Origin of the sequence: Winogradskyella pacifica, from assembly GCF_003386275.1 — a bacterium.
In the GTDB taxonomy this organism is placed as follows: Bacteria; Bacteroidota; Bacteroidia; order Flavobacteriales; family Flavobacteriaceae; genus Winogradskyella; species Winogradskyella pacifica.
In genome coordinates, this window is the sequence record NZ_QREI01000001.1 from 642095 (window position 1) to 655686 (window position 13592).

14 protein-coding genes are annotated in these 13592 nt (G+C 33.5%); 4 read left to right on the top strand and 10 right to left on the bottom strand.

Annotated features, from left to right (window positions below; genetic code table 11):
* Window positions 1-27: 27 nt before the first annotated feature.
* From DFQ09_RS02735 to trmB, 5 genes are all read right to left on the bottom strand, one after another.
* Complete coding sequence (locus DFQ09_RS02735; RefSeq protein ID WP_020898203.1) at window positions 28-270, bottom strand: NifU family protein; 243 nt, start codon at window positions 268-270, stop codon at window positions 28-30.
* Window positions 271-1410: an Mrp/NBP35 family ATP-binding protein gene (locus tag DFQ09_RS02740; RefSeq protein ID WP_115808048.1), complete on the bottom strand. Its 1140-nt coding sequence runs from the start codon at window positions 1408-1410 to the stop codon at window positions 271-273.
* Between the two features lie 243 nt (window positions 1411-1653).
* Window positions 1654-1983, bottom strand: coding sequence for an MGMT family protein (locus DFQ09_RS02745; protein WP_115808049.1), 330 nt, complete (start codon window positions 1981-1983; stop codon window positions 1654-1656).
* Window positions 1983-2612 carry a LysE family transporter gene (locus DFQ09_RS02750; RefSeq protein ID WP_115808050.1) on the bottom strand — a complete coding sequence of 210 codons (630 nt, stop codon included), beginning with the start codon at window positions 2610-2612 and terminating at the stop codon, window positions 1983-1985. Before DFQ09_RS02750 ends, DFQ09_RS02745 begins: the two co-directional genes overlap by 1 nt.
* A gap of 3 nt (window positions 2613-2615) precedes the next feature.
* Complete coding sequence (gene trmB, locus DFQ09_RS02755; protein ID WP_115808407.1) at window positions 2616-3290, bottom strand: tRNA (guanosine(46)-N7)-methyltransferase TrmB; 675 nt, start codon at window positions 3288-3290, stop codon at window positions 2616-2618.
* 96 nt (window positions 3291-3386) lie between these two features.
* Here trmB and DFQ09_RS02760 point away from each other — a divergent pair, with 96 nt between their 5' ends.
* Window positions 3387-4439 (top strand): glycosyltransferase, encoded by a 1053-nt coding sequence (locus tag DFQ09_RS02760; protein ID WP_115808051.1) that lies wholly within the window; start codon window positions 3387-3389, stop codon window positions 4437-4439.
* Here the strand turns inward: DFQ09_RS02760 and DFQ09_RS02765 are convergent.
* Both DFQ09_RS02765 and DFQ09_RS02770 read right to left on the bottom strand, forming a co-directional pair.
* The gene (locus tag DFQ09_RS02765; RefSeq protein ID WP_115808052.1) at window positions 4422-5465 is read right to left on the bottom strand and encodes a sensor histidine kinase; all 1044 of its coding nucleotides are present in this window, start codon (window positions 5463-5465) and stop codon (window positions 4422-4424) included. The genes DFQ09_RS02760 and DFQ09_RS02765 overlap by 18 nt on opposite strands.
* Window positions 5465-6151: a response regulator transcription factor gene (locus DFQ09_RS02770; protein WP_115808053.1), complete on the bottom strand. Its 687-nt coding sequence runs from the start codon at window positions 6149-6151 to the stop codon at window positions 5465-5467. Before DFQ09_RS02770 ends, DFQ09_RS02765 begins: the two co-directional genes overlap by 1 nt.
* A gap of 231 nt (window positions 6152-6382) precedes the next feature.
* Here DFQ09_RS02770 and DFQ09_RS02775 point away from each other — a divergent pair, with 231 nt between their 5' ends.
* Both DFQ09_RS02775 and DFQ09_RS02780 read left to right on the top strand, forming a co-directional pair.
* On the top strand, window positions 6383-7978 hold the full coding sequence (locus DFQ09_RS02775) for a T9SS type A sorting domain-containing protein (RefSeq protein ID WP_115808054.1): 1596 nt from the start codon (window positions 6383-6385) through the stop codon (window positions 7976-7978).
* Between the two features lie 75 nt (window positions 7979-8053).
* Window positions 8054-9034: a long-chain-fatty-acid--protein ligase gene (locus tag DFQ09_RS02780; RefSeq protein ID WP_115808055.1), complete on the top strand. Its 981-nt coding sequence runs from the start codon at window positions 8054-8056 to the stop codon at window positions 9032-9034.
* A 266-nt stretch (window positions 9035-9300) separates the two neighbouring features.
* On the opposite strand, the gene tyrS is transcribed toward DFQ09_RS02780, so the two are convergent.
* Window positions 9301-10611 carry a tyrosine--tRNA ligase gene (gene tyrS / locus DFQ09_RS02785; RefSeq protein ID WP_115808056.1) on the bottom strand — a complete coding sequence of 437 codons (1311 nt, stop codon included), beginning with the start codon at window positions 10609-10611 and terminating at the stop codon, window positions 9301-9303.
* 162 nt (window positions 10612-10773) lie between these two features.
* On the opposite strand from tyrS, the gene DFQ09_RS02790 reads away from it, so the two are divergent.
* The gene (locus tag DFQ09_RS02790) at window positions 10774-11787 is read left to right on the top strand and encodes an NAD-dependent epimerase/dehydratase family protein (RefSeq protein WP_115808057.1); all 1014 of its coding nucleotides are present in this window, start codon (window positions 10774-10776) and stop codon (window positions 11785-11787) included.
* Here the strand turns inward: DFQ09_RS02790 and DFQ09_RS02795 are convergent.
* Both DFQ09_RS02795 and DFQ09_RS02800 read right to left on the bottom strand, forming a co-directional pair.
* Window positions 11774-12247, bottom strand: coding sequence for a DUF4296 domain-containing protein (locus tag DFQ09_RS02795; RefSeq protein WP_115808058.1), 474 nt, complete (start codon window positions 12245-12247; stop codon window positions 11774-11776). The two genes, DFQ09_RS02790 and DFQ09_RS02795, sit on opposite strands and share 14 nt — an antisense overlap.
* Window position 12248: 1 nt before the next feature.
* Window positions 12249-13592, bottom strand: a complete 1344-nt coding sequence (locus tag DFQ09_RS02800) for a dihydroorotase (protein WP_115808059.1) — start codon at window positions 13590-13592, stop codon at window positions 12249-12251.

Below are 13592 nucleotides of genomic sequence, written 5' to 3' on the forward strand. Positions count from 1 at the left end.
TTTAATCAGAATGTGATAAATGTCACATTATTTTTCAACATTAATAACTTTTTCGATTTGTGGAGCATATTTTTTAATAGTCATCTCTACACCAGATTTTAAGGTCATCTGATTAACGCTACACGATGTGCAAGCACCTACAAGTTGTACTTTTACAAACTTACCATCGTCAATAGATAATAAATTAATATCGCCTCCATCACTTTGTAGAAACGGACGGATTTCATCCAATGCTTTTTCTACGTTTAATCTAAGTTCTTCTGTGCTCATTTAATTTTTTTTAACAGCAGAGCAACCTGCCATTGTTGTAATTTTTATCGCTTCCGTAGCTGGTAATGCGTCATTACGATCTACCACCTGCTGAACAACATCTCTTGTAATTGCTTCAAAAGCGGCTTCAATCGGAGTTCCTGTTTGCATTGCTGCTGGTCGTCCTAAATCACCAGCTTCTCTTATACTTTGAACCAATGGTACTTCACCTAAAAACGGCACATTTAAATCTTCCGCTAAATGCTTAGCTCCTTCTTTTCCAAAAATATAGTATTTATTTTCTGGAAGCTCCGCAGGTGTAAAGTAGGCCATATTTTCTATAATACCTAAAACAGGTACATTGATACTATCTTGCTGAAACATCGCCACTCCTTTTTTAGCATCTGCTAAAGCTACATTTTGAGGTGTACTCACCACAACAGCTCCTGTGATAGGCAAAGCTTGCATAATACTTAAGTGAATATCTCCTGTTCCTGGAGGTAAATCAATTAACATAAAGTCTAATTCTCCCCAAGCCGCATCAAATATCATTTGGTTTAAAGCTTTAGAAGCCATTGGCCCTCTCCAAATAACGGCTTGATCTGGTTTTGTAAAAAATCCGATAGATAATACTTTTACTCCGTAATTCTCTACAGGTTTCATCTTAGATTTTCCATCAATAGTTACAGATAGTGGACGTTCGTTAGCCACATCGAACATAATCGGAATTGACGGTCCGTAGATATCAGCATCTAAAATACCAACTTTAAATCCCATCTTTGCTAAAGTCACAGCCAAGTTTGCGGTTACTGTAGATTTACCTACTCCACCTTTACCAGACGCAACTGCCACAATATTCTGAATACCTGGAATTGACTTTCCTTTAATCTCGTTTTTTGCAGATGTTGCTGGTGCATCAACTTTTATATTGACTTTTATCTTTGCTTTTTCGTACACTAGCTTGTGTATTGTTTGCAAAATTTCAACTTCTGTCTTTTTACGTGCTTGAAGACTTGGGTTTCTTATGGTGATGTCTACAATGACTTCATCTGCAAACGTCACAACATTAGTTACCGCTCCACTATCTACCATATTTTCACCTTCACCAGGTGCTGTAATAGTTTTAAGCGCGTTAAGTATATCTTGTTTTATTAATTTCATATCGTTTAAAGACTTAAGAAAATGGAGACTAGAATAAAGACTCGCGTTTTTTCTTATTAAGATTAATTCTAAACGCAAAGATACTTAGAATAGTTTAGAATTTGAACTAGATAAATTGAATTGATTAATGCCTGAATTCGATTTATAAATAGGAAAACAGATTTGTAATTATTTGTGAATTTTGACCAAATCAGGAAATAATAGCATTCGTCTTAGTATTCACAGCATATAATTATAACAGTGTTACAATTCCTTAGCAGGGTCCCAATAAATAGTCTCTAAGTTCTGAATTTGATTTTCAACAACCTCAACACCTTCACTTTCCAAAAGCTGCTGCATAAGATTGGTACCTTCAAAATGATGCTTTCCTGTTAAAAGCCCCTTTCTATTTACAACTCTGTGTGCAGGTATATCTTTTCCGTGAGAACCATTCATGGCATAACCTACAATTCTCGCGCTTTTTCCTGCTCCTAAATATTTTGCAATGGCTCCGTAACTGGTTACTCTTCCGTAAGGAATTTGCTTAGCGACTTCATATACTTTTTCGAAAAAACTAAGCGTTTCAGGTTTCATTACAGTTCTTTTAGAATGGTAATAAATGTAACTAAAGCAACAAGTCCGGTAATTATACCAATACTCAGATTCATGCTTTTTTGAGAAGTGAATTTTCGATCTTTAATCTTATCAAAAAAGAAAATATAGAAATAAAGCATTACAAAAGTACCTGTTGCAGCACCAGTTACGTAAGTGACAATGCTTAATTTTTCGAAATTCATCCAACCAAAAGACACCAAAGTAATGGTCATATATGCCTGAAACGGGATGGGAAATATATTCAGCGCAGACAGCAACATACCATGTAACAATCTACCATGCTTACTTTTAATTTCAGTTTCTTGCTTCTGTTCTTTCTGCTTAGATGCTAACATCAAAAAATAAACAGTAATGAGAACAAAGATCACAAAAGCAACACGTTTTAAAATTGCTACAATATCTGGGTGACTAGACAAATATCTCGCAAAGATAGCAGCCACATAAGTTTGAATATATACGACAATACAAACCCCTGTAGAAAACATGATACCACGAGCAGCTCCTTCCTTTAAACTAATTCTTGCCGCTGTCATATTTAGCAATCCAGGAGGTATAACTCCCACAAATGCCACAAAAAGGCCAAGAAAAAAAATGACGGTAATACTCAAGTTTTAGTTGATTTTAAATCTAATATACGTAATTGCTTTATCTTTCTCTAAATACTGACTTTCGTAAAACGTCTGAATTTCAGTTACATCCTGAGGACTGCCTTCTAATTTATAAACATTATGGTTGGCATATAACACCTCATAACCCGAACCATGCAATAAACCTAAGGTATAGCCATGCATAAATTCACTATCCGTTTTTAGATGCATTAATCCTCCTGGTTTTAATACTTTTTTATAGCGTTCTAAAAACTGTAAATTAGTCATTCTATGTTTTGTTCGCTGGTATTTTATTTGTGGATCTGGAAATGTAATCCAGATTTCATCAACTTCATTTTCTTCAAAAATAAATGCTATGAGTTCAATTTGTGTTCTAATAAACGCCGCATTGGGAATATCATCTTCAATCGCTGTTTTTGCTCCTCTCCAGAATCGTGCTCCTTTAATATCTATACCAATAAAATTTTTGTTAGGGTAGCGTTTTGCCAAACCAACGGTATATTCTCCTTTACCACAGCCTAACTCTAGAACTAAAGGGTTATCGTTTTTAAAAACTTCCGATTTCCATTTTCCTTTTAATTTGTATGTAGCATCGACCAATTCTTCTCGTGTTGGCTGATATACATTATGAAAGGTTTCGTTTTCTCTAAAGCGTTTAAGTTTATTTTTACTTCCCACTACATATTGATTTATTAATAATTCGGTAAAATTAAGCAAACATTTTAGGTTTACCTTTGTTTAATACAATCTAAAATTAAGAAACACTAATAAAAGTTGAATACAAAAAAAAGGATTTTAGTTGCACCATTAAATTGGGGATTAGGACATTCTACAAGATGTATTCCTATTATAAATGAATTATTAGCGCATAACTTTGAACCTATTATTGCTAGTGACGGCATCGCTTTAGAATTATTAAAAAAAGAATTCCCTAAACTAAGCTCCTTTGAGTTACCCTCTTACAATATTACCTATGCTAAAAAAGCAAATAGCTTTAAAATTAAGTTATTGAAAGACACACCTCATGTTTTAAAAACTATTAAACGCGAAAAGAAGGTTGTAGAAAGTTTAGTTGAAACGGAAGCGATTAGTGGTATTATTTCAGATAATAGATTTGGTGTTAGGCACAATGCTATCCCATCTGTATTCATAACACATCAATTACGCGTATTGAGTGGCAACACAACATGGTTAAGCAGTAAATTGCATCAAAACATAATTTCTAAGTTTAATGAATGTTGGGTTCCTGATCATATGGGCACCACTAATTTGAGTGGAGACTTAGGCCATGTTCCTAACTTTATAGCATCGGTAAAATATTTAGGACCGTTAACCCGATTTAAAAAACAAGATTTAGAAATAGAATATGATCTTCTTGTTTTGCTCTCTGGGCCAGAACCTCAGCGCACCTACTTAGAAGAAAAGTTATTAAGCGACCTAAAACACTATAACGGAAACGTGCTCTTTATAAAAGGAAACGTAGAGTCTCTACAACGTAAAACGGTTATGGATAATGTGGTTATCTATAATTTTATGACAAGTAACCAACTTGAAATTGCCATCAACAAAAGTAACCTTATTCTTAGTCGCTCTGGCTACACCACTATAATGGACTTAGCAAAACTAGAAAAGAAAGCCTTCTTTATACCTACTCCGGGGCAATTTGAACAAGACTATTTAGCTAAAAAATTAGCTTCTGAAGGCATTGCTCCATATTGTAAGCAAGACGATTTTGATATTAATATGTTATCTAACATTGAAAATTATAGTGGTTTTAAATCGGAAGACTACCAACTAAATTATAAAAAGTTATTTGGTCTTTTCTAAAGTAAATGAAAACTCACTACCCACACCTAATTCGCTTTCAATATATATTTTTTCCTCGTGAGCCTCAATAATATGCTTTACAATTGATAGCCCAAGACCAGACCCCCCTTCTTTGCGAGAACCACTTTTATCTACACGGTAAAAACGCTCAAACAATCGCTGAAGATTGGCTTTTGCAATCCCATCACCATTATCCGTAACTCTTATAATCGCTTTATTCTTAATGAGGTTTTCTACACTTACTTCTGTAGTTCCTTTTTCTCTTCCGTATTTAATAGAGTTAACAATAAGATTAGTTAAAACTTGTTGAATACGTTCTTTATCAGCATAAACATTAATGGGGTCTAAATAATCGATATCAAAGGTTAATGTAATTTGTTTTTTAGCTGCTTTCATTTCAAACAGATCAAATACATTTTGTACCAATTTAACAATATCAAAATTTTCTTTCTCTAAACTAAGAACACCAACTTCTAGTTTGGTAATCATGTCTAAATCTTTAATAATATACGTTAGGCGTTCGACTCCTTTAGCCGCTCTAGCTAAATATTTTTTTCTAATCTTTTCGTCTTCTACCCCACCTTCTAACAACGTAAGCAAATAGCTTTGAACAGTAAATAGTGGTGTTTTTAATTCGTGTGAAACATTGCCAATAAATTCTTTTCGATATTCTTCTCTAATTTTAAGCGTTTCGATTTCAAATTTTTTATTCTTAGCGTATTTATCAATTTCTTTGGTTAACGTCCCCATATCAGTAGTTATGGGTTGCTGCCTTAAACTTGTCGATTCTAAAAGTGTTAAATCATCATAGATTTTTTTAACGCGTCTGTATATAAAACGTTCAACTCTATATTGAATAATAAAAAAACAAAACGGAAAACAGACTAAAGGATAGAAAACAAAATGCCAATTGATAATATGATAATAATTCAAAAAAACACCCACAAGAAACGTTGTAAACAACGTCACATAAAGTGCTGTTCGCAAGGCAAATTTATATGATTTTTTAAGGTTTTTTTGCTGCATTAGTCTACAAACTTGTAACCAACACCTTTAACGGTTTTAAAGGACTTATCTCCTATTTTTTCACGAAGTTTCCGAATATGCACATCGATGGTTCTTCCGCCGACTACGACTTCATTTCCCCAGACTTTATCTAGAATTTCGTCTCGTTTAAATACCTTACCTGGTTTGGTTGCTAACAAAGATAACAATTCGAACTCTTTTCTCGGTAATGCCGTTTCTTTCCCGTTAACGGTAATTTTATATTCCTCTTTATAAATAACTAAATCACCGATTTGAATCACCGTTTCAGCACTACTTTCAGAGTGTTTTAGTCGTCTCAGTAAAGCTTTCACTTTACTTATTAAGACTTTTGGTTTTATCGGTTTTGCGATATAATCATCAGCACCAGCTTCAAAACCGGCTACTTGAGAATAATCTTCACCCCTTGCCGTTAAAAACGTAATAATAGTTTCGCTTAGACTAGGCTCCTCTCTAATACGTTCGCAAGCTTCAATACCATCCATTTTTGGCATCATCACATCAATTATAATTAAATGTGGTTGGTGTTTTTTTGCTAGTTTAACAGCTTCCTCACCATTTTCACCTTTAATAACTTGATAGCCTTCTGCCGTCAAATTAAAACCTACTATTTCTAAAATATCTAGGTCATCATCTACCAATAAGATCTTAATGTCTTTCTTTTTCAATTGAATAAGGTTTTAAATAATTGTAAATATAAATTATATCCCTGTTAACCATCTACAAATAGTGAATTGATAACAATTCCCTAACATTGAAATTGTAAATTCTTGAAACTAAGAAGCACCTGACATTTACCATGTTAACATATTGTAAAATGACAACTATTAACGACTCTGATTCTTAAAACTCACTATTTGTTATTATATTTGTTGTCTAACTTTTATACAATTAAAATTATGAAAAAAATTTACTTTTTATTATTTACATTAATCTCAACTTTTTCTTTTGCCCAAGGCACTGAAACATTTGATGGCTTTTCTGTAGAGGGAAATAGCTACGTTGATGGGACTTTTACAGGTCAAGATGGTTCTACTTGGACTTATACACAATGTAGAGCAGATTATGAAATTACTGGACAATCTATAATGATTGGAAGAAACAGATCACCTCAAGCTGAGTTTAGTTCAGGATTAATTTCTGGAGGAGTTGGTACTATTAGTTTTAATTACATGCAGGCTTTTGGAACTGCTGTTAATTTAAACGTATTGGTTAATGATGTTGTAGTTGGTAATGTAACAAGTAATGCAGAGCAAGATGTTATAAAAGCATCTGGAACTATTACAGTAAATACACCAGGCGATGTCGTAATAAAATTTATCAATGCAGAAAATGGTGCTGGTCAAGTTGCTGTTGATGATGTTGTTTGGACGGCATTTGCAGGAACAGCACCTCCAAGTATATCGATTACAAGCCCAAGTGATAATACTGCATTTGCTCCAGGTATGACATCTGTAGATGTAGAATTTATCACTGCTAATTTAGCCGGTGGAGAAAGTGTTACATTAACTGTTAATGGAACTCCTAATGTAAACGCAACAAGCCCTTTTGCAGTTGCAACGACGAATGGTCAAACTTATACTGTAACAGCTGATTTAATTGATGGTGGTGGTACAACTTTAGATACTGACATGATTACTTTTAGCGTATCATCTATAAACCAAGTCGCTAACATTACTGAATTAAGAGCTGGTACTCTTGGTGGAACTTATGAATTAACAGGTGAAGCTATTATATCTTACATTGTTACTGAAAATACTAGAAACCAAAAATACATCCAAGATGGTGGTGCTGGAATCCTTATTGATGATACAGCAGGTATGTTAGCAACTGCTTTAAATATTGGTGATGGTATTACTGGTTTAAAAGGTCAGCTTACTGAATTTTCTGGAACGCTTCAATTTATTCCAACTCAAGATATAGCAGGTACTTCTTCTACAGGAAATACGTTAACTCCAATTGTTCTTTCTGCTTCTGACCTTATTAATAGCGGAGACACTTACCAAAGTAGATTAATTACGTTAAATAGTGTAACTTTTGCAGACGCAGGAGTATTTGCTGATAACACAAGTTACGACGTAGCCGATGGAGCAGATGTAACCGTTTGTAGAGTTTCATTTGGTGACGAAGATTTAATTGGTACTGCAATCCCTACAACAGCTGCAAGCATTACAGGTTTAGGTGCTCAATTCAATTCAGATAACCAAATTATGCCTAGATATGCTAGTGATATCGCAGCACCATTAAGCGTTACTAATTTTAACGCTAATACATTTAGCTTATATCCTAACCCAACAAATACAGGTTCTGTTTCAATTTCTTCTACATCTAACGAAGCGATAAACGTTCAAGTATTTGATATCTTAGGTAAGCAAGTTAAAAACCAAACATTAACTAACAACACGTTAAATGTTGCGAACTTAAAGTCTGGTGTTTACATTGTAAAAATCACTCAAAATAATGCTTCTACTACTAAGAAATTAGTGATTAAGTAAGTATAAATTTTAATACCTATTAAAAGCGTCTCGAAAATTATCGGGACGCTTTTTTATTTTCCATATTTTTGCAGCATGATATCTAAAGACGCCATTTTTAATATAAAATCTGATGCTGAATTTGAAGTATTAGCTTTAGACATTTTTAAATTCCAGTTTAAAAATAATAAAGTCTATCGTTCCTTTTGCGATTTACTATACAAGCATCCATCAGACATAAAACGAGTTTCAGAAATTCCGTTTTTGCCGATTCAGTTTTTTAAATCTCGTGATGTTTTAAGTTCGTCTTTACCTATTCAAAAAACATTTAGCAGCTCTGGCACTACCGGAAGTATTACGAGCAAACATTTAGTTACAGACTTAAATCTCTATGAAGAGAGCTACTTAAAAGCTTTTAAACACTTTTATGGAAATATTGAAGACTATGTCGTTTTAGCTTTATTGCCTTCTTATTTAGAACGCGATGGTTCTTCTTTAATTTATATGGTGAATGATTTAATTGAAAAATCGAACCAAACCGAAAGTGGGTTTTATCTTAATAATATTGAAGAATTAGCGCATACTTTAAAATCACTAGAAGCTAAACAACAAAAAACATTACTCATTGGAGTTTCTTTTGCATTATTAGATTTGGTTGAGGCCTATCAACTCAATTTAAAGCATACCACAATTATGGAAACAGGAGGTATGAAAGGCAGACGAAAAGAAATTATTAGACAAGAGCTGCACCAAATTCTACAATCTGGTTTTGGAGTTCCTCAAATTCACAGTGAATATGGGATGACCGAACTATTAAGCCAAGCCTATTCTAAAGGCCATGGTGTTTTTGAGTGTCCACCCTGGATGAAAATAGTAACACGCGATACTGAAGATGCACTTACCATTCAACACCCCAACAAAACGGGAGGTATTAATGTAATTGATTTAGCAAATATAAATTCGTGCTCATTTATTGCGACTCAAGATTTAGGTAAAGTTGATGAGAATGGTCATTTTGAAATCATCGGAAGATTCGATAATTCAGATATTAGAGGTTGTAATTTAATGGCTTTATAACTTTTATCCAATGCCCCAAAAGCAATAGCATACCTATAGATTTTAGTGCTCTTCAACTATATTTAAAAAAATTTTACAAATAAGTGTAAGGACATAAATTAAGCAACGACTACTCAGACGCTATGAAAAAGAAAAGTTTTCAATAGTTGATTGATTGATTGGTTAGAAGTGCTCAAAATAAATTTTGAGCACTTTTTTTATGCATAAAAAAAGACCTGTCAAATTTTAGAATTCAACAGGTCTTCATATAATTTAAATAGTAGGTCTTAAACCACCTCTAGAATAAAGTTTGTTTTCTTACCTCTGCTTAGAATGATATATTTATCATGAATTAAATCTTCTGATGACAATAAATAATCCTCTTTCACCTTTTCCTTATTCACAGCTACCGCATTTTCCTTTAGAGCACGCCTTGCATCGCCATTAGAACTTAAGAAATCTGTTTTTGCTGCTAAAGCACCAATCATATCTAACCCTTCACTAAATTCTACTTGCGAAATTTTAGCATGTTTTACACCTTCAAAAACATCTAAAAACAAAGATTCTGACAATTGTTTAATCTCGTTTTTAAAATCTTTACTAAATAATATTTCTGACGCTTTTACCGCATTATCGTAATCATCCTTACTATGTACAAATACGGTGACTTCTTCAGCCAAACGTTTTTGTAATAATCTTAAATGTGGAGTTTCTTTATGCGCTGCAATTAAAGCTTCAATCGTTTCTTTATCTAAAAATGTAAAAATTTTAATGTATTTCTCAGCATCCTCATCGGTAGAATTTAACCAAAATTGGTAAAATTTATAAACCGAAGTTTTATCCGTATCTAACCAAACATTTCCTCCTTCAGACTTTCCAAATTTAGAACCATCGGCTTTTGTAATTAAAGGACAGGTCATAGCATACGCTTTTGCCTGGTCTTCACCATTGTGCATACGTCTAACCAATTCTGTTCCTGTTGTAATATTTCCCCATTGGTCACTACCTCCCATTTGCAATTTACACCCCATGGTTTTATACAAATGATGAAAATCGTAACCTTGAATCAATTGGTATGTAAATTCGGTAAAAGACATCCCAATACTTCCTTCTTCACCAGAAAAACGCTTTTTCACAGAATCCTTAGCCATCATATAATTTACGGTAATACGTTTACCAACATCTCTGGCGAAATCGATAAAGCTAAAATCCTTCATCCAATCGTAGTTATTCACTAACACTGGAGCATTTTTTTCTGTTGAATTAAAATCTAAAAAACGAGATAATACACTTTTTATTCCTGCTACATTATGAGCTAACGCGACTTCATCTAAAAGATTACGTTCATCACTTTTCCCTGAAGGATCTCCAATCATACCAGTAGCACCACCTACTAAAGCAACGGGCTTATGACCTGCTTTTTCTAAATGAACTAATAATATTATCGGTACTAAGCTACCAATGTGTAATGAATCTGATGTAGGATCAAAACCAATATAGGCAGTAGTCATCTCATTGTCTAATTGTTCTTCTGTACCTGGCATGATATCGTGTACCATTCCTCTCCAACGTAATTCTTCTACAAACTTATTTGCCATTGCTTTTTAGTTTCAAATTGATTTGCGCAAAGATAAGTTTCCACTGTTAAAGACAAAAGACAATTTTAACTCAATTTGCTTAAGCAGATACGTATTAGACCTACAACTTATAAATTGAAAATTCACATTAAGAATAAGGCTTAAAAAACGTAACTTTACACAATGATTTTAGTTACAGGAGGTACAGGTTTAGTTGGTTCTCATCTGCTTTTTCAACTTTTAAAAAGCGATGAGCCGATACGTGCTATCTATAGACGAGAAAAAACATTAGCACGTGTAAAAAACGTATTCTCCTACTTTTCTGATAATGCTGAAACACTTTTTAATAAAATTGAATGGGTTGAAGCAGATATTAATGACATTCCTAAACTTGAAGCTGCTTTTAAAGATATTACACATGTTTATCATTGTGCTGCCTTTGTATCTTTTGAACCGAATAGATATAACGATTTAAGAAAAATTAATATTAAAGGCACAGCGAACATTGTTAATCTATCGATTAGTCATCAGATTAAAAAATTATGTTACGTGAGTACTATTGCAGCAATTGGGCATCATAGCAATCCTGAAAAATTAATAGATGAGCAAACCGATTGGAACCCAGAAGAAGACAATAGTGTCTATGCGATTACCAAATACGGAGCAGAGCTTGAAGTTTGGCGCGGCACGCAAGAAGGTTTAGATGCTGTGATTGTAAACCCTGGAATTATTTTAGGAGCTGGTTATTGGAATGGTGGCAGTAGCGGCAACTTCTTTAAGCGCCTACATAAAGGTATCACTTATTATACAACAGGAATCACTGGTTATATAGATGTTTGGGATGTCGTTAGTGCTATGGAACAACTAATGCATAGCAATATTAAAAACGAAGGTTTTATTTTAGTTGCTGAAAATCTAAGCTTTGAAACCTTTTTTACTAAAACTGCAAAAAGTTTAGAAGTTAAGCCTCCAACAAAACAAGCAAAATCTTGGTTATTAGGAATTGCGTGGAGATTAGATTGGCTAAAGCATTTGCTTACAGGAAAACGTAGAAGCTTATCTAAACAAACGGCAAAATCTGCGATAAGTGTTACAAATTATGATGCTTCTAAAATAATAAATAGCTTAAATTTTGAATTTAAACCTATAGATAAAAGTATAGAAGAAGTCAGTAAATTATTTCTTAAGGATTATTAGGCTTCATTTTTTTTAAAGCAGTCTTATCAAAAGTTTTCCGAATAGAATCTTTAGTTGTTTTTTTTACCTTAGCAATTGAATCTCTAACTTGCTTTATAGAATCGACCTCTATTTCTCTTATGTCTTCAAAATGTTGCTTTTCAGATTTTAGTCGTTCTTTTACCTCATCAACAATCGCTTTATACGTTTCGGTTTCAAAAGTATAATAGGTGTTACTTTCTGCAAACCGAGTGCTATCTATATTGTGTTTTTTTAAAATGTAAAATTCCGGATCAAAATCATTTTTTTCTAAAGTAGACCTATTAACTCCTTTTGCTGCATTAACAACATATAAGTCGTAAAGCAGATCCGTCATTTGTGCTTCTGATATCAAATTATCTGGTTTTTTTGGTTTATTAATACCATCGCAGGCCAAAATTAAAATACCTAATACCAATATAATACTGATTCGCTTTAACATCTTATCTATCAAAAGTTAGTCGTTGTCCTGCTTTAACGTCTAAAACATTGAAATTGTTATAGACTAATTGACCGTTTACAAACGTATGTGTGATTCTGCTTTTAAAGGTGTTGCCTTCAAACGGAGACCAACCACATTTATAAAGAATATTACTCTTATTAACCGTCCAAGGACTTTGAGGATCTACAATTACTAAATCTGCAAAATAGCCTTCCTTTATATATCCACGTTTTTCAACATTAAACAGTATAGCCGGATTATGACAGGCTTTCTCTACAATTTTTTCTACGGAAATTTTTCCTTGATGATGTGCTTCCATCAAAGCCATTAACGCATGTTGTACTAATGGTCCTCCTGAAGGTGCACTTGTATACTTATTATTTTTCTCTTCTAAAGTATGTGGAGCATGATCTGTAGCAATAACATCTATTTTGTCATCTAATAAGGCTTTCCAAAGTTGATCTCTATCTTTCGTTGTTTTCACTGCAGGATTCCATTTAATATGACTTCCTTTTTTAGCATAATCTTCTTCTGAAAACATCAAGTGATGTACACAGACCTCAGCTGTAATCTTTTTATCTTTTAATGGAATTTTATTAGAGAATAAACTGGTCTCTTTTCCTGTAGAAAGATGGAACACATGTAACCTTGCCCCTGTTTTCTTAGCTAATTCGATCGCTTTTGAAGATGACAGGTAACACGCCTCTTCACTTCGGATTTTAGGATGCATTTCCATAGGAATATCATCACCATATTCCTCCTTATATTTTGCTAAGTTGGCTTTTATAGTCGCTTCATCTTCACAATGCACAGATATCACCATATCGGTACTCGAAAATATTTTTTCAATCACTTTAGGATCGTCCACGAGCATATTACCTGTAGAAGAGCCTAAAAATAGTTTTAGACCTGCAACCGTTTTGGGGTCAACTTTTAAGATTTCTTCCAAGTTATCATTGGTACCACCAAACATAAACGAATAATTAGCATAAGATGAGTTTGCTGCAATGGCAAATTTTTCTTCTAATTTTTCTACGGTTGTGGTTTGTGGATTGGTGTTTGGCATCTCAATAAAAGATGTAATTCCACCAGCAATTGCTGCTCTAGATTCCGATTCTATATCTCCTTTATGCGTTAGTCCTGGCTCTCTAAAATGCACTTGGTCATCTATCATTCCTGGGAAAACATAATTCCCTTCTACATCAATAACCAATATATCAGCAGACTTTACACTTATAGACGTGTCAATCTCTTTTATAATATTATCTTCAATAAGAATGTCTCCTTCAACAATTTTTCCTTCGTTGACAATTCTTGCGTTTTTTATGAGGGTATTTCGCGTCAT